The following is a 20,195-nucleotide window of genomic DNA, read 5'->3' as shown; positions in this document are numbered from 1 at the left end:
TTTACCAACGGTAATGGCTGAAGGCTTTGTTAGCCTCGGCCATCTTGTGCGTGTCCTCGCGCTTCTTCACGGCGCTGCCGCGGCTGTTGACCGCATCCAGAAGCTCACCGGCGAGGCGCTCTTCCATCGTGTGTTCGTTGCGCGCGCGGCTGGCGGAGATCAGCCAGCGGATCGCCAGCGCTTCGCGGCGCTCGGGGCGGACCTCGACGGGCACCTGGTAGGTGGCGCCGCCGACCCGGCGCGAGCGGACCTCGACCGAGGGCTTGATGAGGTCGAGCGCCTCGTGGAAGATCTCCACTGGGGCGCGCTTGACCTTGTCCTCGACGCGGGTGAGCGCGTTGTAGACGATGCGCTCGGCGGCGGATTTCTTGCCGTCGATCATCAGGTTGTTCATGAATTTCGTCAGAACCCGGTCGCCATACTTGGCGTCGGGCAGGACTTCGCGTTTTTCGGCTGCGTGACGGCGGGACATCTCTTAAATCCTCTTACTTCGGGCGCTTGGCGCCATATTTCGAACGGCGCTGCTTGCGGTCTTTCACGCCCTGGGTGTCCAGAACGCCGCGCAGGATGTGATAGCGCACGCCGGGAAGGTCCTTGACCCGCCCACCGCGGATCAGCACGACCGAGTGCTCTTGCAGGTTGTGGCTCTCGCCGGGGATGTAGCTGATGACCTCGTAACCGTTGGTCAGGCGCACCTTGGCGACTTTCCGCATGGCCGAGTTCGGCTTCTTCGGCGTGGTGGTGTAGACGCGCGTGCAGACGCCGCGTTTCTGCGGGCACCCCTGGAGGTGCTGCGACTTCTGGGCTCGTACTTTCGGCTGCCGCGGCTTGCGGATCAGCTGTTGGATCGTTGGCATTCCGGTTATTCCCCGTCTCTCAACACATGTGTCTGCACGGGTCGGCCCCATGCGGGTTAATCTCTCAGCGCCGCCGCGCGTCCGCAAAAGCGCAATGACCGCAATCGTTCCCATTCCGAGGTGAACGACGCGGCTGGTTTCCAGAGGATCGGGGCGCCTCAAATTGCCCGGATCTTGACCACTTCAGTTTTGATTTCGACTGTCGGGAGAAGCCCCCTCGGCCGGATGGGGCGCGTATAGGCGGAGTCGGATGGCTTGTCAACAGCCCCGCCGCTGCGGTTTGCGCCCATGCGCGGCCTTGTCCGCGCCATGCGCGGCTGGCATGCTGCGCCGGGGCATCACGCGGGAAGATGGGCGCGATCATGGACGATTCCAAGATGCAGGTGATCGGCCTGTGCCGGTTTTCCTACCCCGCGATCGGCGGCTTCCAGGTCGAGCACGACTCCCCGCGCGACCGCGCCGCGTTCCTGTACGACCCGGTGCGGATGGAGGAACGCTTCGCCACCTTCGAGACGCTGACCCTGCCCTCCCTGCGCGCGCAGACGGACCCCGATTTCACCCTGCTGATCGTCGTCGGCGACGCCATGCCCGAGCCGCTGCTCGCCCGGCTGCTCGACCTGGTCGAGGACATGCCGCAGGCGGTGGTGGCGCCGCGCGCGCCGGGCCGGCACCGCGCCGTGATGCGAGAGGTGATCAACGAGGCGCGCATCGACACCGGCCTGCCCAGCCTGCAATTCCGCATGGATGACGACGACGCCGTGGCCCGCAATTTCGTCGCCGCGTTGCGGCAGGCGGCGCGGGACGTCGCGCCGCTGATCGCGCGGAACCGCCATGTCGGGCTCGATTTCAATCAGGGCCATATCGCGCGGATAACGCCCGAAGGCATTTGCGCGCGCGCCACGGTGGAAACGCTCTGGACCCCCGCGCTCGGCATGGCGGTGGCGCCCGGGGCGTCGCGCGGGATCATGAATTTCAGCCATGCCAAGCTCTCGCGCGTCATGCCGGTGGTCAGCCTGCCGGGACAGGACATGTTCATCCGCGGCCATAACGGTTTCAACGACTCGCGTCAGAAGGACGGGATCAGGCCAGTGCGGCTGCCGCCGCTCGACGCCGCCGGCGAGGCGCAGTTTCGCGACACCTACGCCGTCGACGCGGACCACGTCCGCGCGGTGATGGCCCGCGCCTGAGCCGCGCCGCGCCTCAGCGTGGATGAAGCGGCGGCACGCCGGGTTTCTTCACCAGCCCCAGCCGCGCCTCGCGGTAGAGCGTGAAAACCCCGCTGCCCACCACGATCCCCGCCCCCAGAAGCGTGAGCGGCAGCGGCCAGTCGCCGAACACCGCCCAGCCCAGCAGCAGCGCCCAGATCAGCGAGGCGTAGCGGAACGGCGAGACGAACGCGATCTCGCCCACCCGCATGACCATGATCGCGCTGAGGTAGCCGCCCACCACGAACAGCGCGGCGGCGGCGATCAGCCCGGTCTGGCGCGCGGTCGGCGTCACCCATTCCTCGCCGAGGCTCGCGAGGCCGAAGAAGGTCATGATCACCACCGAGGTCACCAGCGAGACCAGCACCGAGGGCACGTCACGGCCAAGCCGGCGCGTGCACAGATCGCGCACCGTGACGCAACCGACCGAGGCCAGCGCATAAAGCGAGTACACGGTGAAGCCCTCCGCCCCGGGCCGCACGATCAGCATGACGCCGGCGAACCCCGCCATGATCGCCGTCAGCCGCCGCCAGCCCAGCGGTTCGCGATACACCAGCGCCGCGGCGAGGGTGATGGAAAGCGGCGCCACCTGGAGGATCGCGATCACGTTGGCCAGCGGCATGCGGAAGAGCGCGTTGAAAAAGAAGTAGGACGCCCCGATCTCGGCCAGGCAGCGCAGCGCGATCCGCCATTTGTCCGCGCGCGGCACCGCCCGGCGCAGCACGCCCGCGCGCTGCGCGATAACCAGCAGCGCGATACTGGTGAGAACCCCGCGCAGGAACAGGATCTCGTAGATCGGCAGCTCGCCCGCGATCAGCTTGAGGAAGGTGTCGCTGGTGGCGAAGGCCATAACCGACCCGGCCATCAACAGCGCGCCGGTCAGGTTCTCGGAACGTGTCATGCAGGCATTAAAGCCGAACCGGGGAAAGCTGCAATCCGCCGCGGCCGGAAAACGCGAAAGGCCCCGCCGGAGCGGGGCCTTCTGCAACGTGTGTCCGAAGGGGCCGCGACCTATTCGTCGCGGCTCTCGGGGGTGTCGACCAGATTGCCGAACGCATCGTCGCCGACCACGTCGTCCTCGATCGGCGCGGCAAGCGCCGCAGCCGCCTCGGCCTCTTCGCGGCGCGCCTCGATCACGACGTTGTCGCGGCTTTGCGCGATCTTGCGCATCTGCTGCGTGGCGCCGCCCGTGCCCGCCGGGATCAGCCGTCCGACGATCACGTTCTCCTTGAGACCGACCAGCTTGTCGCGCTTGCCCTGCACCGATGCCTCGGTGAGCACGCGGGTCGTCTCCTGGAAGGACGCGGCCGAGATGAAGCTGCGGGTCTGCAACGACGCCTTGGTGATCCCCAGCAGGATCGGTTCGCCCTGCGCGGGGCGCACGCCCTTTTTCAACGCCTTTTCGTTTACGGCGTCGAACTCGGCCTTGTCGACATGTTCGCCTTTGAGCAAGGTCGTCTCACCGCTGTCCTGGATCTCCCATTTCTGGAGCATCTGGCGCACGATGACCTCGATGTGCTTGTCGTTGATCTTCACGCCCTGGAGGCGATAGACGTCCTGCACCTCGTCGATCATGTATTCAGCCAGCGCCTCGACCCCCATGATGGCGAGGATGTCATGCGGCGCCGGGTTGCCGTCCATGATGTAGTCGCCCTTCTGCACGAAGTCGCCTTCCTGCACCGGGATGTGCTTGCCCTTGGGCACCATGTACTCGACCTTGTCCAGGGTCTCGTCGGTGGGTTCGATGCTGACGCGGCGCTTGTTCTTGTAGTCCTTGCCGTAGTGAACATAGCCGTCGATTTCCGCGATGATGGCGTGATCCTTCGGGCGGCGCGCCTCGAAGAGTTCCGCCACCCGCGGCAGACCGCCGGTGATGTCCTTGGTCTTGGCGCCTTCGCGCGGGATGCGCGCGACCACGTCGCCGGCGGTGATGTCGTCGCCGTCCTCGACCGACAGGATCGCGTCCACCGACATCGGGTAGGTCACGGGATTGCCCGCGTCGTTGCGCACCGGCTCTCCGTCCTCTCCGACGATGATGATCTCGGGCTTGAGCTCGTTGCCCTTGGGGGCCGCGCGCCAGTCCATCACGATCTTCTGGGTCATGCCGGTGGCGTCGTCCGTCTCGTCGCGCACGGCCACGCCGGTCACGAGGTCGACGAATTTCGCCTTGCCGGCCTTCTCGGCGATGATCGGCAGCGTGTAGGGATCCCACTCAAAGAGCTTTTCGCCCCGCTCCACCTTCGCGCCTTCCGCGACATGCAGCTTGGTGCCGTAGCCGAGCTTGTGGCTGGCCAGCTCCTGCCCGTTGTCCGACAGGATCTTCAGCTTCATGTTGCGGCCCATGACGAGCGTCTCGCCGCGGGAATTCTCGAGCGTCTGCGCGCTCTCGAACGCGATCTCGCCGCTCTGGCTCGCCTCGAGGAAGGACTGCTGCCCGCCCTGCGCGACGCCGCCGATGTGGAAGGTCCGCATCGTGAGCTGCGTGCCCGGCTCCCCGATCGACTGCGCGGCGATGATGCCCACCGCCTCGCCGGTGTTGACCATCGTGCCGCGGGCAAGGTCGCGCCCGTAGCACATGGCGCAAACGCCATCCTCGGCCTCGCAGGTGAGCGGGCTGCGGATGCGCGCCGAGACGACCAGGGCCTCCTCAAGCGCGTCGGCCATGCGTTCGTCGATCAGTTGCCCCGCCTCGACGATCACCTCGTCGCCGCCCGGGCGCAGGATGTCCTCGGCCGCGACACGGCCCAGCACGCGCTCACCCAGGCTCGAGACGACCTCGCCGTCATTGACGGCCGGCTCCGCGGTGATCGCGCGATCGGTCCCGCAGTCATGCTCGCGCACGATGCAGTCCTGCGCGACGTCCACCAGGCGCCGCGTCAGGTAGCCCGAGTTCGCCGTCTTGAGCGCGGTGTCGGAAAGACCCTTCCGCGCCCCGTGGGTCGAGTTGAAGTATTCAAGAACGGTCAGACCTTCCTTGAAGTTCGAGATGATCGGCGTCTCGATGATGTCGCCGTTGGGCTTGGCCATCAGGCCGCGCATGCCGCCCAGCTGCTTCATCTGCGTGACGGAGCCCCGCGCGCCCGAATGCGCCATCATGTAAACGGAGTTTGGTTCCGCCTCGGCGCCGCCCTCGTCCTGCTTGGCCGCCGAGATCGTGCCCATCATCGCCTCGGTGACCTCGTCGTTGCATTTCGACCAGGCGTCGACAACCTTGTTGTACTTTTCGCCCTGGGTGATCAGGCCGTCCATGTACTGCTGCTCGAACCCTTTGACCTGCTCGCGCGTCTTGCCGACGATGTCCCATTTCTGGTCGGGGATCACCATGTCGTCCTTGCCGAAGGAAATGCCGGCGCGGAACGCCTCGCGGAAGCCCATGGTCATGATCTGGTCGCAGAAGATGACCGATTCCTTCTGACCGCAATAGCGATAGACGGTGTCGATGACCTGCTGCACCTCCTTCTTGCGCAGCAGGCGGTTCACCAGGCTGAAGGGCGCCTTGGCGTTCTTCGGCAGAAGCGCGCCGAGGCGCACGCGGCCCGGCGTGGTCTCGACCCTCTCGAACACCTCGTTGCCCTCGGAATCGATCTGCGGAATCCGCGCGGAGATGCGCGCGTGCAGGTGCACCTCGCCCGCGTCGAGCGCGTGCTGCACCTCGTCGATCGACGCGAACGCCATGCCCTCGCCCTTCATGCCGGTGCGTTCCAGCGTGGTGTAGTAGAGGCCAAGGACCATGTCCTGGGACGGCACGATGATCGGCGCGCCGTTGGCGGGGCTGAGCACGTTGTTGGTGGACATCATCAGCACCCGCGCCTCAAGCTGCGCCTCAAGGCTCAGCGGCACGTGAACGGCCATCTGGTCGCCGTCGAAGTCGGCGTTGAAGGCCGAGCAGACCAGCGGATGAAGCTGGATCGCCTTGCCTTCGATCAGGGTCGGCTCGAACGCCTGGATGCCGAGGCGGTGCAGCGTCGGCGCGCGGTTGAGCATGACGGGATGTTCGCGGATCACCTCGTCGAGGATGTCCCAAACCTCGGGGCGTTCCTTCTCGACCAGCTTCTTGGCCTGCTTGACGGTCGAACTGTAGCCCTTGGCCTCGAGCCGCGAATAGATGAACGGCTTGAACAGTTCGAGCGCCATCTTCTTCGGCAGGCCACACTGGTGCAGCTTCAGTTCCGGCCCGGTCACGATGACCGACCGGCCCGAGAAGTCGACCCGTTTCCCCAGCAGGTTCTGACGGAAGCGGCCCTGCTTGCCCTTGAGCATGTCCGAAAGCGATTTCAGCGGGCGCTTGTTGGCGCCGGTGATGACGCGGCCGCGACGACCGTTGTCGAAAAGCGCGTCGACCGATTCCTGCAGCATCCGCTTTTCGTTGCGCACGATGATGTCGGGCGCGCGCAGCTCGATCAGCCGCTTGAGGCGGTTGTTGCGGTTGATGACCCGGCGATAGAGATCGTTGAGATCCGAGGTCGCGAACCGGCCGCCGTCCAGCGGCACCAGCGGGCGCAGCTCGGGCGGGATCACCGGGATCACGGTCATCACCATCCATTCCGGGCGGTTGCCGGACTCGAGGAAGGATTCCACGACCTTGAGGCGCTTGATGATCTTCTTGGGCTTCAGTTCGCCCGTCGCCTCGGCCAGGTCGGCGCGCAGGTTCTCGGCCTCGGATTCAAGGTCGATCTGGGCGAGCATGTCGCGGATCGCCTCGGCGCCGATATTGGCGGTGAAGGCGTCGATGCCATAGGCATCCTGCGCGTCCATGAATTCCTCTTCCGAGAGCATCTGACCATAGGTCAGGTCCGTCAGCCCCGGCTCGATCACCACGTAGTTCTCGAAGTAAAGCACGCGTTCCAGATCGCGCAGCGTCATGTCGAGCATCAGACCGATGCGCGAGGGCAGCGACTTCAGGAACCAGATATGCGCGCAGGGCGCCGCCAGTTCGATATGGCCCATGCGTTCGCGGCGCACCTTCTGCAGGGTCACCTCGACGCCGCATTTCTCACAGACGACGCCGCGGTATTTCATGCGCTTGTACTTGCCGCAAAGGCATTCATAGTCCTTGACCGGCCCGAAGATGCGCGCGCAGAAAAGGCCGTCACGCTCGGGCTTGAACGTGCGGTAGTTGATCGTCTCGGGCTTCTTGATCTCGCCGTAGGACCAGCTGAGGATGCGCTCGGGGCTGGCCAGGGAAACCTTGATTTCGTCGAACACCTGCGTCGGCGTGACGGGGTTGAACGGGTTGTTTGTCAGTTCCTGGTTCATCTCGTGACCTTTCAGTTAAGGCAATGCGTTGGGGGCGGACCGGGAGTCCTCGCGAAAGCTCCCGGTCCGGAAAATTCGGCGAATTTTCCTATTCTTCCCCCTCCGCATCCAGGAGTTCCATGTTGAGGCCCAGACCGCGGACCTCCTTGACCAGCACGTTGAACGATTCCGGCACGCCGGCCTCGAAGCTGTCCTCGCCCTTGACGATGCTCTCGTAGACCTTGGTGCGGCCGGCCACGTCGTCCGACTTCACGGTCAGCATCTCCTGCAAGGTGTAGGCCGCGCCGTAGGCTTCCAGCGCCCAGACCTCCATCTCGCCGAAGCGCTGGCCGCCGAACTGCGCCTTGCCGCCCAGCGGCTGCTGGGTGACGAGGCTGTAAGGCCCGGTCGAGCGCGCGTGGATCTTGTCGTCGACAAGGTGGTGCAGCTTCAGCAGGTACTTCATACCCACCGTGACGGGGCGCGCGAACTGTTCGCCCGTGCGGCCGTCATAGAGGATCGACTGCCCCGAGGTGTCGAAGCCCGCGCGTTCCAGCGCGTCGTTGACATCCGCCTCCTTGGCGCCGTCAAAGACCGGCGTCGCGATCGGCACGCCCTTCGTCACGTTGCCCGCGGCCTCGATCAGCTGGTCCTCGCCCATGTCCTCGATGCCCTCTTCGTAGACATCATCGCCATAGGCCAGGCGCATCGCCTCCTTCACCGGGGTGAGATCGCCGTTGCGGCGATAGTCCTGCAAGGCTTCGTCGATCTTGATGCCGAAGCCGCGCGCGGCCCAGCCCATGTGCGTCTCGAGGATCTGACCGACGTTCATGCGCGACGGCACGCCCAGCGGGTTGAGGCAGAAGTCGACCGGCGTGCCGTCGGCGAGGAACGGCATGTCCTCCATCGGCACCACCTTGGAGATCACGCCCTTGTTGCCGTGACGGCCGGCCATCTTGTCGCCCGGCTGCAGCTTGCGCTTCACCGCGATGAAGACCTTGACCATCTTCATGACGCCCGGCGGCAGGTCGTCGCCGCGGCGGACCTTCTCGACCTTGTCCTCGAACCGCGCGTCGAGTGCGCGTTTCTGCGCTTCGTATTGCGCGTTCAGCGCCTCCACGATCTGTGCGTCGGCCTCGTCCTTGAGCGCCAGTTGCCACCACTGGCCCTTGGAGAGCGATTCAAGCAGGTCCTCGGTGATTTCCGAGTTCGCCTTGACGCCCTTCGGCCCCTTCACGGCGGTCTTGCCGAGGATCATCGAGCGCAGCCGCGCGTAGATGTTGCGATCCAGGATCGCCAGCTCGTCGTCGCGGTCACGCGCAAGGCGTTCGACCTCTTCGCGCTCGATCTGGAGCGCGCGCTCGTCCTTCTCGACGCCGTGGCGGTTGAACACGCGGACCTCGACCACCGTGCCGAAATCGCCCGGCTTGACGCGCAAGCTGGTGTCGCGCACGTCGCTGGCCTTCTCGCCGAAGATGGCGCGGAGGAGCTTTTCCTCCGGCGTCATCGGGCTTTCACCCTTGGGCGTGATCTTGCCCACCAGGATATCGCCCGGCTCCACGTCGGCGCCGATATAGACGATGCCCGCTTCGTCGAGGTTGCGAAGCGCCTCTTCGCCCACGTTGGGAATGTCGCGGGTGATTTCCTCGGGGCCGAGCTTCGTGTCGCGCGCGGCGACCTCGAATTCCTCGATATGCACGGAGGTGAACACGTCGTCGCGCGACATGCGTTCCGAGATCAGGATCGAGTCCTCGAAGTTGTAGCCGTTCCACGGCATGAAGGCGACGGTGACGTTCCGGCCCACGGCCAGTTCGCCCATGTCGGTGGCGGGGCCGTCGGCGATCACCTCGCCCTTGCCCACGGTGTCGCCCACCTTGACCAGAGGCCGCTGGTTGATGCAGCTGTTCTGGTTGCTTCGCTGGAACTTGCGCAGGCGGTAGATATCCACGCCCGGATCGCCCGGCTCCATGTCCTCGGTCGCGCGCACGACGATCCGCTGGGCGTCGACCTGGTCGATGACGCCGGCGCGTTTCGCCATGATCGCCGCGCCCGAATCGCGGGCGACGACGCCCTCGATGCCGGTGCCCACGAGCGGCGCCTCGGCCTGCAGGAGCGGCAGCGCCTGGCGCATCATGTTCGAGCCCATCAGCGCGCGGTTCGCGTCGTCGTTTTCCAGGAACGGAATGAGCGACGCGGCGACCGAAACGAGCTGTTTCGGGCTGACGTCGATCAGGTCCACGGCCTCGACCGGCGCGAGCGTGTATTCGCCCGACTGGCGGGTGTTCACCATCTCGTTGGTGAACTTGCCCGCATCGTCCAGCGTCGCGTTGGCCTGCGCGACGACGTGGCGCTGTTCCTCGGTCGCGGACATGTATTGCACTTCGTCCGTCACCTGCGCGTCCACCACCTTGCGGTAGGGCGTTTCGATGAAGCCGTACTTGTTCACCCGCGCGAATGTGGCGAGCGAGTTGATGAGACCGATATTCGGCCCTTCCGGCGTCTCGATCGGGCACATGCGGCCGTAATGCGTCGGGTGCACGTCGCGCACCTCGAAGCCGGCGCGTTCGCGGGTCAGACCGCCCGGCCCGAGCGCCGAGAGGCGGCGCTTGTGCGTCACTTCCGAAAGCGGGTTGGTCTGGTCCATGAACTGCGAAAGCTGGCTCGAGCCGAAGAATTCGCGCACGGCGGCGGCGGCCGGTTTCGCGTTGATGAGGTCCTGCGGCATGACCGTGTCGATCTCGACGCTGGACATGCGCTCCTTGATCGCGCGCTCCATCCGCAGAAGGCCGACGCGGTACTGGTTCTCCATCAGCTCGCCGACCGAGCGCACCCGGCGGTTGCCGAGGTGGTCGATATCGTCGATGTCGCCCTTGCCGTCGCGCAGCTCAACCAGCGCCTTGACGCAGGCGACGATGTCCTCGCGGTCCAGCGTGCGCTGCGTGTCCGGCTTGTCGAGCGCGAGACGCATGTTCATCTTGACCCGGCCGACGGCCGAGAGGTCGTAACGTTCGGAATCGAAGAACAGCGTGTCGAACAGCGCCGATGCGGCCTCTTCTGTGGGCGGCTCGCCGGGGCGCATGACGCGGTAGATGTCCATGAGCGCGGTTTCGCGGTTCATGTTCTTGTCCATCGCCATCGTGTTGCGCATGTAGGGGCCGACATTGATGTTATCGATGTCGAGCACCGGGATCTCGGTGATGCCCGCGTCCAGCAGCTCTTGCAGAGAGCCGCCGGTCACCTCGCCGTCCTTGTCGAATTCAAGCGTCAGTTCGTCGCCCGCTTCGACATAGATCGCGCCGGTTTCCTCGTTGATGATATCCTTGGCGGCGAACTTGCCCAGGATATGCTCGTAGGGCACGAGCAGGTCGGTCACCTTGCCCTCGTCGATCAGCTTCTTGACCGCGCGCGGCGTGACCTTCTTGCCGGCCTCGGCGATCACCTCGCCGGTATCGGCGTCCACGAGGTCATAGGTCGGGCGCGTGCCGCGCACCCGCTCGGGAAAGAACTTGGTGACCCAGCCGAGATTGGTCTTGCCCTTTTTCTTGAGCGTGTAAGTGACCGTATCGTAATAGGCATCCATGATGCCTTCCTGGTCCATCCCCAGCGCATAGAGAAGCGTCGTCACCGGCAGCTTGCGGCGGCGGTCGATGCGCGCAAAGACGATGTCCTTGGCGTCGAATTCGAAATCGAGCCACGACCCGCGATAGGGGATGATCCGGCAGGCGAAGAGCAGCTTGCCTGAGCTGTGCGTCTTGCCTTTGTCATGGTCGAAGAACACGCCGGGAGAGCGGTGCATCTGCGAGACGATCACGCGCTCGGTGCCGTTCACGATGAACGTGCCGTTGGGCGTCATCAACGGCATGTCGCCCATGAAGACGTCCTGCTCCTTGATGTCCTTCACCGATTTCGCGCCGGTATCCTCGTCGATATCGAACACGATCAGGCGCAGCGTGACCTTCAGCGGGGCACTGTAGGTCATGTCGCGCTGCATGCATTCCTCGACGTCGTATTTCGGCTTTTCCAGCTCGTAATCGACGAATTCGATGACGGAGGTCTCGTTGAAATCCGAGATCGGAAAGACCGACTGGAAGACACCCTTGATGCCCTCGCCGTCCATCGGCGTATCCTGGTCGCCGGAGTTCAGGAACAGATCGTAAGAGGATTTCTGAACCTCGATGAGGTTCGGCATTTCAAGGACTTCGCGGATTTTGCCGAAATACTTGCGCAAGCGCTTCTGGCCAAGGAAGGTCTGAGCCATGTGACATGTCACCTTTCGTTTCTCACCGGTCGCGCGCGCTGTCGGGCCCCAGCCGCGCGGCCATTTGAGACGGCGTGTTCCGATCCATTCATGGCCCGTGTCCCACCACGGGCCTCCCGATCGCGAACCTCGCCTGGGAAAAACCCCGCCCATGCCGGGGGTCTCTCCAAGACGGGTTCGGCAGGACCCGGAAAATGCCGGGTCCTGCCACCTTCGTGTCGCGGACGGGCCGCGATTACTTCAGTTCGACTTCGGCGCCGGCTGCTTCCAGCTTGCCCTTGATCTCTTCGGCTTCGTCCTTGGAGACCTGCTCCTTGACGGCCTTGCCGCCGGCTTCGACCAGGTCCTTGGCTTCCTTGAGGCCAAGACCCGTGATCGCGCGGACTTCCTTGATCACGTTGATCTTGGATGCGCCTGCCGATTTCAGGATGACGTCGAATTCGGTCTGTTCTTCGGCCGCGTCGCCGCCGCCGTCGCCTGCAGGACCAGCCATCATCACCGCGCCGCCTGCGGCGGGCTCGATGTCGTATTCGTCCTTCAGGATGGTTTTCAGTTCTTGTGCTTCGAGCAGCGTCAGGTTGACGATCTCTTCTGCCAGCTTTTTCAGATCAGCCATTTTCTCATGCTTTCCGTTTAGATGTGTTCCAACGTCGGGTTTTCAACCCACTTGCCGGATCGTTCCAGTTGCTTATGCCGCTTCGGCCTTCTCTTCGATGGTCGAAAGGATGCTCGCGATGTTGCTTGCAGGCGCGCCGATGGCCCCGGCGATGTTCGAAGCAGGTGCGCCGATGCAGCCCACGATCGACGCGATGAGTTCATCGCGCGAGGGCATTTTCGACACGGCCTCGACACCGGCCTGGTCCAGAGCGTTCTCACCCATTGCGCCGCCAAGGATCTGGTACTTGTTGTTATCCTTGGCAAACCCCTGGGACACCTTGGCCGCGGCCACGGGATCCTCGGAATAGGTCAGAACGGTCATGCCCGTGAGGTATTCTGCAATGCTTGCGCACGGCTTGCCCTCGAGGGCGATCTTGGCGAGCTTGTTCTTGGCAACGCGAACAGATGCATCGGCCTCGCGCGCACGCGCGCGAAGATCCTGCATCTCCACAACTGTCAGACCCGTGTAGTGGGCAACCACCACGACGCCAGAGCTTTCGAAGATCTGGCCGAGTTCCTCGACCACTTTCTCTTTCTGGGCTCTATCCACAGTTTCACTCCAAATTTGGGGGTTTCCCCCCGGCTCAGTAGAGGGTGTGACGGATGTCACGCCCGTTTCGGGTCCAATTTCAGGGTCCCGAGCCGAAGATCACCCGAAGGCGGCGCCTTCGTCCGGAAATCTCATCTCGTTCCCCATCTCGGGAAGGAATTATTCAAGGGGCGTCGCCCCCGGAACCCTCCGTCTCGGACAGGACAGGGCCGGTGTTCTGGCCCTGCCATCCCCGGCGGACATGGCGCCCGCCGGAAATCTCTTGATCGCCGCGCTCAGCCTGCTGCGGAGGCGTCGGCGACGTCGATGCTCACGCCCGGCCCCATCGTCGAGGTCAGGCTGATGCGCTTCAGATACGATCCCTTGGCGCCGGCCGGCTTGGCCTTGGCCACCGCGTCGATGAAGGCGCGCACGTTCTCGATCAGCTTGGCCTCGTCGAAGGACGCCTTGCCGACGCCCGCGTGGACGACGCCGGCCTTCTCGGCCTTGAACTGCACCTGGCCGCCCTTGGCCGCCTTCACGGCCTCCGCCACATCCATGGTCACGGTGCCGACCTTGGGGTTCGGCATCAGGTTGCGCGGGCCCAGGACCTTGCCCAGGCGGCCGACGATCGGCATCATGTCCGGCGTGGCGATGCAGCGGTCAAAGTTGATCTCGCCGCCCTGGATGGTCTCCATCAGGTCTTCGGCGCCCACGATGTCGGCGCCGGCGGCCTCGGCCTCCTCGGCCTTGGGGCCGCGGGCGAAGACGGCGACGCGCACGGTCTTGCCGGTGCCGTTGGGCAGGCCGACGACGCCGCGCACCATCTGGTCGGCGTGGCGCGGATCGACCCCGAGGTTCATCGCGATCTCGATGGTCTCGTCGAACTTGGCGTTGGCGTTCGCCTTGACCAGCTTGACCGCGTCCTCGACGCTGAGGTTGCTCTTGCCGTCGAAGGCTTCGCGCGCGGCGCGGATGCGTTTTCCGGGTTTTGCCATCTTACTTCACCTCGATGCCCATGCTGCGCGCGGAACCGACGATGATCTTCATCGCGGATTCGACGTCATTTGCGTTCAGATCCTTCCACTTGGCCTCGGCGATCTCGCGGACCTGCTTGACGCTGACCGAGCCGGCGGTCTCGCGGCCCGGGGTCTTGCCGCCCGATTTCAGCTTGGCCGCCTTCTTGAGATAGTAGGCCGCCGGGGGCGTCTTGATCTCCATCTCGAAGGACTTGTCCTGGTAATAGGTGATCACGGTCGGGCACGGCGCGCCAGGCTCCATGTCCTGCGTCTTGGCGTTGAACGCCTTGCAGAATTCCATGATGTTGATGCCGCGCTGCCCCAGCGCGGGGCCGACGGGCGGGCTGGGATTGGCTTGCCCGGCTTTCACCTGGAGCTTCATCGTGCCAGCGAGTTTCTTGGCCATTGGCCTTCTCCTGTCTTAACAACGGCTTCGGGGCGCGCCCCTCTGCCACTCGGTTGTCGTGGTCCGGTCCGGGCACCGCGGCCCCCTCGCCTTCCACATCATGCCCGCGACCGCGGGCTGCGGACGCCGGACCGAAGCCCGGGCCGCGCGCTTCACGCCTGCTTGGTGACCTGCGTGTATTCCAGTTCGACCGGCGTCTGCCGCCCGAAGATCGACACCGACACCTTGAGGCGCTGGTTGTCGTCGTCCACTTCCTCGACCATGCCGTCGAAATCCTCGAACGGGCCGTCGTTGACCTTGACCTTCTCGCCGACCTCGAAATGGATGAGCGTGCGCGGGCTTTCCTCGCCCTCCTGCACGCGACCCAGGATCGCCTGAACCTCGGCGTCGCGCATCGGCATGGGACGGCCCTGCGGCCCGAGGAAGCCGGTCACCCGGTTGATCGAGTTGATGAGGTGATAGCCCTTGTCCGACATCTCCATGTGAACCAGCACGTAGCCCGGCATGAAGCGGCGCTCGGCGGTCACCTTCTTGCCGCGGCGCACCTCGATCACCTCTTCGGTGGGGACGAGAACCTCGTCGATATCGTCCTCGAGACCCTGCTCGGCGACGGATGTCCTGATCTGCTCGGCGATCTTCTTCTCGAAGTTCGAGAGGACGCTCACCGAGTACCACCGCTTTGCCATGCCGACCCAATTCCTCGTCTCGACCGGCCAAATGCCGGTAATTCCAGTCTTTTATCCGGCGCCCGATCAAAGCGCCCTGAACAAAAAGCGGCGCGCAACCCGAATCGCCGCGCGCCCTGTTCATGTGATGAGCAGCCGCTTACCGCGCATTCCGGGACGTTTCAAGGGGGCGCGCGCAGTTTCCGACGTATCGGCGGCGTCCCCCGCCCCGCGGCGGCGCGCCGTTCAGCCGAAGAAGCCCAGGATGGCCTGCAAACCGCTGCGGATCCCCAGATCGACCAGCGCAAAGAAGACCGCCGTGAGCGCCGCCATGATGAACACCATGACCGTGGTGAGGAAAACCTCGCGCCGGGTGGGCCAGACAACCTTGCTGACCTCGGCGCGGGTCTGCTGGATGAACTGGAGCGGATTGGTGCGTGCCATGCGTTGCCTACTCTCGATGCCTGTTCGGAGCGGACGGGGCCGCGTCGGCCCCTGCCCGTCTGCGCGACATACGCGCCGCGCCGTCCGAATTCAAGGGGTCTGGGGCGCGTCGTCCTTGCGGCCGCGGAGCTCGGCCGAAAGCCGGTCGAACGGATCGGGCCGTCCGGCAAAGGCGTCGGGGTTCAGGTTCTCGCGGCTGAAGTCCGGCAGGTAGAGCCCCGCCGTCCAGCGTTCCGGCAGCCGGTCGAGAATCGCATCGAGCCGCAGCGCGCCGCGATCGAGCGTCGCGCGCAGACGCTCCGCCCGCTGCGGCCAGCGCGCGTCGAGCCAACGGTAGAAGCCAAGGCACGCCGATGACGCGCCGTCATGGCCGGCGAGGATGAAGACCACCAGACCCAGCCAGAACAGGGCCAGCAGAACCAGCGGAACGAACCAGGGCCAGAAATAGAGCAGGCTGACCAGAAGCCCCCCGAGCGCGATGCGCCGCAGCCTGCGCCGGGCGCGCACGCGCTCGGTCCGGGGGGGCGCCTTGGCGACGGGCGCCTCCTCCTCGGGTATCTCGACAGGCGCCCCGGCGTAATTCTCGACCCGCGTAAGGCAGGCGAGGTCGTCGTCCGTGACATCGCTGTCCGCCCTGCGGCGACGTTCGGGCGCCGGCGGCGGCGGCGCGACGGCCTCCGCCTCCGCGGCCTTGCGGTTCGCGGCGAGCGTGTCTGCGATGATCGCGTCGACCTCCTCGTCCGAGAGCGTGATGCCCGGCGACTCGAGCGGATCGAGTTGCAGGCCAAAGCGCAGGGCGCGCCGATCCGCATCCCGCATCAAAATGTCATTCAAGCCAGACATGGCAGCCCAACTTCCCGTGTGACGCCCCCACGCACACCCGGTCCGCCCGCAGGCCGGGACCGATTGCATTATTTCTACGGCGCGATTCTGGCGAAATTAAGGCAGACTTGTCCAAGTCGAGGCAATCGCGCGGAAATTCGTCGAAAACGTGGCGGCTGTCCTGCGTCAATCGCGACACATGACGCCCCCGGCCGGTCAGGGGCGGCTTCGGCGAGAGTATTTGAAGCAAGAAGCAGCGGGGCGTGGCAGGGGCAGCAGGGTTCGAACCCGCGACCTACGGTTTTGGAGACCGTCGCTCTACCAACTGAGCTATACCCCTTCACGCGGCTCGGGGATTAAGCCAACTCGGGCGGCGGCGCAAGGGGCGATTGGAGATATCGGCCCCCGAATACGAAGAAGGGCGCCTTCCGGATGGAAAGGCGCCCTGGTCCTGTCTCTGCCCCCGGTGCCGACCGGGCTCTCGTCATTTGCCCTTGGCGAACGACCGCCACCCCGCGCACACGGGCGACATCGCTAGTGCGATGTCACTCGATGATCTTCGCGACCACGCCGGCGCCGACGGTGCGGCCGCCTTCGCGGATGGCGAAGCGCAGGCCGTCTTCCATCGCGATCGGCGCGATCAGCTCCACCTCGAACTTCAGGTTGTCGCCCGGCATCACCATCTCCGTGCCCTCGGGCAGCGTCACCGTCCCGGTCACGTCCGTCGTGCGGAAGTAGAACTGCGGGCGGTAGTTGGCGAAGAACGGCGTGTGACGGCCGCCCTCGTCCTTGGTCAGGATGTAGGCTTCGGCCTCGAACTTCGTGTGCGGCGTCACCGAACCCGGCTTGCACAGCACCTGCCCGCGCTCCACGCCGTCGCGGTCGATGCCGCGCAGCAGCGCGCCGATGTTGTCGCCCGCTTCACCACGGTCCAGCAGCTTGCGGAACATCTCCACGCCCGTGCAGGTCGTCTTCTTGGTGTCGCGGATGCCCACGATCTCGATCTCGTCGCCCACGTTGATCACGCCGCGCTCGACACGGCCGGTCACAACCGTGCCGCGGCCCGAGATCGAGAACACGTCCTCGACCGGCATCAGGAACGGCTGATCCACGGCGCGCGCCGGGGTCGGGATGTATTCGTCCACCGCTTCCATCAGCGCGCGGATCGAGTTCTCGCCGATCTCGGGGGTCTCGCCGTTCATCGCCGCCAGAGCCGAGCCGCGGATCACCGGCACGTCGTCGCCGGGGAACTCGTAGGAGCTGAGCAGCTCGCGGATCTCCATCTCGACCAGCTCGAGCAGTTCCTCGTCATCCACCTGGTCGACCTTGTTCATGTAGACCACGATGTAGGGGATGCCCACCTGGCGGCCGAGCAGGATGTGCTCGCGCGTCTGCGGCATCGGGCCGTCGGCGGCGTTCACCACCAGGATCGCGCCGTCCATTTGCGCCGCGCCGGTGATCATGTTCTTCACGTAGTCGGCGTGGCCGGGGCAGTCCACGTGCGCGTAGTGGCGGTTGTCGGTCTCGTACTCGACATGCGCGGTGCTGATCGTGATCCCGCGGGCCTTCTCCTCGGGCGCGCCGTCGATCTGGTCATAGGCGCGGAAGTCGCCGAAATACTTGGTGATCGCCGCCGTCAGCGTCGTCTTGCCGTGGTCAACGTGACCGATCGTGCCGATGTTCACGTGCGGCTTGCTGCGGTCGAACTTTTCCTTTGCCATGGTGCTGGCTCCTCTTCTCTGTCAGGGTGGTGGGGACAGACCCCACCCTACGGGTGCTGGGCAGGGCGGGGATCACCCCCGCCACCCGGGCGCTTGGCGCGCCGTTTATTGCGCCGTGCGGCAAAAATCAAGCGTTTCCGAATGCCTCTCAGCCGTCCTCCTCGGGCGTCGCGGCAGGGGCCGTTTCGGGTCTGGCGCGGGCGCGGACGGCCTTGGGCGTGGGGCCGCCGAACCACTTCTTCGCGTGCATCTCGCGCACCATCCAGTTCTGGATCAGCTTGGCCGCGTTGCGGCTGAGGTTGCGCATCTGCACCTCCTTGGACTGGGTGAGCCCGGAGCCGAGGATCGTATTGCCGGAAATCGTCTCCACGACGGTGATCTGCTCGGGCTCTTCGTTCAGCTTCTTGCCGGCTGCGTCGTCCCAGACGGTCACGTTGATGATAAGCGCGGATTTCGGGGACGCGACCACCGGCACGCCCGGCACCGCCAGCACGTAGCCCTCGACCGACGCCGCGATGTGATAGAACCTGTCGCCGTCATAGCGGCGGAACCGCTCGTCGATGGCGGCCTTCATCGACGCGATCCATTCTTCCTTGCTGGCGTCGCGCGAAGCCGGCCCCTTGGTCAGGTTGGGAGCGACGACCACGTCATGCCCGAGCTTGAAATCGCCAAGGTCGACCGGCGCGCGGTCGAGATCGTCCGGGTTGGTGCAGCCCCCCAGCACCGCGAGCAGCGCGAACAGGGCCAACAGGCGCGTGAACAGGGATCGGGTCATGGGACATCCTCGCAGCAAAGACTCCCTGCGGATACAAGAGCGGCGCGGCGCGCGCAATGCGCGCCGCCCGATTTGTCCGCGCAGGCGCGGGCGGCTATATCTGGACCACCAGGAGCCGGAGCCCCAGATGCGCAGCGATAGTCCCGTTCACGTCCCCCTCGTTACCCGCCCCATGGGCGTTCTGGCGAGCCTCGGCGCCGCGCGGCGCAACGTGCTCAGCATCATTCCCGAACTCGCCACCCGGCAGCCGATGGTCTCGGGGCGCACCGGCAAGCGGTGGCACATGGTGATGGATCCCGACGCGCTGCGCCGGGTGCTGCTCGAGGAGATCGAGAACTACCCCAAGTCGCTGGTGACGAAAAACCTGCTGAAGCCGGCCATCGGCGAATCGCTCTTCATCGCGGAGGGCGCACATTGGCGCTGGCAGCGGCGCGCGGCAGCGCCGGCGTTCTCGCACCGCAACGTGATGAACCTCGCGCCGATCATGTCCGCCGCCGCCACCCGCAGCGCCGAGCGCATCGCCGCCGCCGGGCCGCGCGCGGTGGACGTCGCCGCCGACATGGTGCGCACCACCTTCGACGTGATCGCCGACGTCACCTTTTCCGGCGACGGCAGTTTCGACGCGGACGCCGTGCACAACGCCATCGACGCCTATATCGCGGAGGCGGGCAAGATATCGCTCTTCGACATCCTCGGCTTTCCCGACTGGGTGCCGCGCCCGGGCCGCATCATGTCGGGCGCGGCGTTGCGTCAGATGAAGTCCATCGCCGACGAGGCCGTGGAGGCGCGCCGCGCGCGCGGTCCCGAGGGCGTGCCGGACCTGCTCGACCTGCTGCTGGCGGGCGAAGACCCCGAGACAAAGCGCAGCATGAACACCGCCGAGTTGTGCGACAACCTGCTGACCTTCATCGTCGCCGGGCACGAGACGACCGCGCTCACCCTGGCGTGGTCGCTCTATCTCTGCGCCTTCGACCCCGACGTGCAGGACCGTGCGCGCGCAGAGGCGCAATCGGTGTTGCAGGGGCGCGCCGCCACCGGCGAGGACGTGGCGAACCTGCCCTTCATCCGCCAGATCGCGGACGAGGCGCTGCGCCTCTATCCGCCCGCGGCGATGGTGTCGCGCACCGCGCGCAAGGCCGATACCCTTTGCGGGCGCGAGGTGCGCGCGGGCGATACAGTCATCCTGCCGATCTACGCGCTGCACCGGCATCATCAGCTCTGGGACGATCCGGACGCGTTCCGCCCCGACCGCTTTGCCGATCGCAAGGCGATCCGGCGCTATACATACCTGCCTTTCGGCGACGGGCCGCGCGTCTGCATCGGCGCCAGTTTCGCCATGCAGGAGGCGGTGATCGTGCTGGCGACGCTCTTGTCGCGCTTCCGCTTCACCCCGGTGGCGGGCCGCGATCCCGAACCCGTGATGATCCTCACGCTACGCCCCGAAGGCGGCGTGTGGTTGCAGGCCGAACCGGCGACGCGGCCCGAATGACGCCCCCCTGCCCCCGAATGTCGCGCCGCGGCGCAATCGCTGTTATCATGCCGCCCGACAGGGCATGATCTGCCCGCGTCGCTCTGAAAGAGGGAACGAATGGTCCTGAATCC

At 65.5% G+C, this 20,195-nt stretch carries 16 protein-coding genes and 1 tRNA gene; 2 read left to right on the top strand and 15 right to left on the bottom strand.

Going from position 1 to position 20,195, the window contains the following annotated elements; translation table 11 throughout:
• Position 1: 1 nt before the first annotated feature.
• Together rpsG and rpsL are read right to left on the bottom strand one after the other, a co-directional pair.
• Positions 2-472 (bottom strand): 30S ribosomal protein S7, encoded by a 471-nt coding sequence (rpsG, locus tag D6850_RS07595; RefSeq protein WP_121165507.1) that lies wholly within the window; start codon positions 470-472, stop codon positions 2-4.
• A gap of 13 nt (positions 473-485) precedes the next feature.
• Positions 486-857, bottom strand: coding sequence for a 30S ribosomal protein S12 (gene rpsL, locus D6850_RS07590; RefSeq protein WP_121165505.1), 372 nt, complete (start codon positions 855-857; stop codon positions 486-488).
• Between the two features lie 350 nt (positions 858-1,207).
• Between rpsL and D6850_RS07585 the strand changes: the two genes are divergently transcribed.
• Positions 1,208-2,044, top strand: a complete 837-nt coding sequence (locus tag D6850_RS07585; protein ID WP_342769528.1) for a putative rhamnosyl transferase — start codon at positions 1,208-1,210, stop codon at positions 2,042-2,044.
• A gap of 13 nt (positions 2,045-2,057) precedes the next feature.
• On the opposite strand, the gene D6850_RS07580 is transcribed toward D6850_RS07585, so the two are convergent.
• The 13 genes from D6850_RS07580 to D6850_RS07520 form a co-directional block, all read right to left on the bottom strand.
• Positions 2,058-2,963 (bottom strand): DMT family transporter, encoded by a 906-nt coding sequence (locus D6850_RS07580; RefSeq protein WP_121166830.1) that lies wholly within the window; start codon positions 2,961-2,963, stop codon positions 2,058-2,060.
• A 110-nt stretch (positions 2,964-3,073) separates the two neighbouring features.
• Positions 3,074-7,318 carry a DNA-directed RNA polymerase subunit beta' gene (gene rpoC, locus D6850_RS07575; RefSeq protein ID WP_121165503.1) on the bottom strand — a complete coding sequence of 1,415 codons (4,245 nt, stop codon included), beginning with the start codon at positions 7,316-7,318 and terminating at the stop codon, positions 3,074-3,076.
• 88 nt (positions 7,319-7,406) lie between these two features.
• Positions 7,407-11,555, bottom strand: a complete 4,149-nt coding sequence (rpoB, locus tag D6850_RS07570) for a DNA-directed RNA polymerase subunit beta (RefSeq protein WP_121165501.1) — start codon at positions 11,553-11,555, stop codon at positions 7,407-7,409.
• Between the two features lie 235 nt (positions 11,556-11,790).
• Positions 11,791-12,171, bottom strand: coding sequence for a 50S ribosomal protein L7/L12 (gene rplL, locus D6850_RS07565; RefSeq protein ID WP_121165499.1), 381 nt, complete (start codon positions 12,169-12,171; stop codon positions 11,791-11,793).
• A 72-nt stretch (positions 12,172-12,243) separates the two neighbouring features.
• Positions 12,244-12,762 (bottom strand): 50S ribosomal protein L10, encoded by a 519-nt coding sequence (gene rplJ, locus D6850_RS07560; RefSeq protein ID WP_121165497.1) that lies wholly within the window; start codon positions 12,760-12,762, stop codon positions 12,244-12,246.
• A gap of 275 nt (positions 12,763-13,037) precedes the next feature.
• The gene (gene rplA / locus D6850_RS07555; protein WP_121165495.1) at positions 13,038-13,739 is read right to left on the bottom strand and encodes a 50S ribosomal protein L1; all 702 of its coding nucleotides are present in this window, start codon (positions 13,737-13,739) and stop codon (positions 13,038-13,040) included.
• A 1-nt stretch (position 13,740) separates the two neighbouring features.
• Positions 13,741-14,166 carry a 50S ribosomal protein L11 gene (gene rplK, locus D6850_RS07550; protein WP_121165493.1) on the bottom strand — a complete coding sequence of 142 codons (426 nt, stop codon included), beginning with the start codon at positions 14,164-14,166 and terminating at the stop codon, positions 13,741-13,743.
• 152 nt (positions 14,167-14,318) lie between these two features.
• Complete coding sequence (gene nusG / locus D6850_RS07545) at positions 14,319-14,852, bottom strand: transcription termination/antitermination protein NusG (protein WP_121165491.1); 534 nt, start codon at positions 14,850-14,852, stop codon at positions 14,319-14,321.
• A 225-nt stretch (positions 14,853-15,077) separates the two neighbouring features.
• Positions 15,078-15,275, bottom strand: a complete 198-nt coding sequence (gene secE / locus D6850_RS07540; protein ID WP_121165489.1) for a preprotein translocase subunit SecE — start codon at positions 15,273-15,275, stop codon at positions 15,078-15,080.
• Positions 15,276-15,365: 90 nt separating this feature from the next.
• Positions 15,366-16,094 (bottom strand): hypothetical protein, encoded by a 729-nt coding sequence (locus D6850_RS07535; protein WP_121165487.1) that lies wholly within the window; start codon positions 16,092-16,094, stop codon positions 15,366-15,368.
• Positions 16,095-16,361: 267 nt separating this feature from the next.
• Positions 16,362-16,437, bottom strand: a tRNA-Trp gene (locus D6850_RS07530).
• Positions 16,438-16,642: 205 nt separating this feature from the next.
• Positions 16,643-17,818, bottom strand: coding sequence for an elongation factor Tu (gene tuf, locus D6850_RS07525; RefSeq protein WP_121165485.1), 1,176 nt, complete (start codon positions 17,816-17,818; stop codon positions 16,643-16,645).
• Positions 17,819-17,966: 148 nt separating this feature from the next.
• Entirely contained in the window at positions 17,967-18,593 is a 627-nt protein-coding gene (locus D6850_RS07520) for a hypothetical protein (protein ID WP_245964130.1), read from the bottom strand.
• 127 nt (positions 18,594-18,720) lie between these two features.
• Between D6850_RS07520 and D6850_RS07515 the strand changes: the two genes are divergently transcribed.
• Positions 18,721-20,082, top strand: a complete 1,362-nt coding sequence (locus D6850_RS07515) for a cytochrome P450 (protein ID WP_121165483.1) — start codon at positions 18,721-18,723, stop codon at positions 20,080-20,082.
• Positions 20,083-20,195 lie beyond the last annotated feature (113 nt).

This window comes from Roseovarius spongiae (assembly GCF_003651245.1).
In the GTDB taxonomy this organism is placed as follows: Bacteria; Pseudomonadota; Alphaproteobacteria; order Rhodobacterales; family Rhodobacteraceae; genus Roseovarius; species Roseovarius spongiae.
This window is presented reverse-complemented; position numbering and strand designations above follow the sequence as displayed.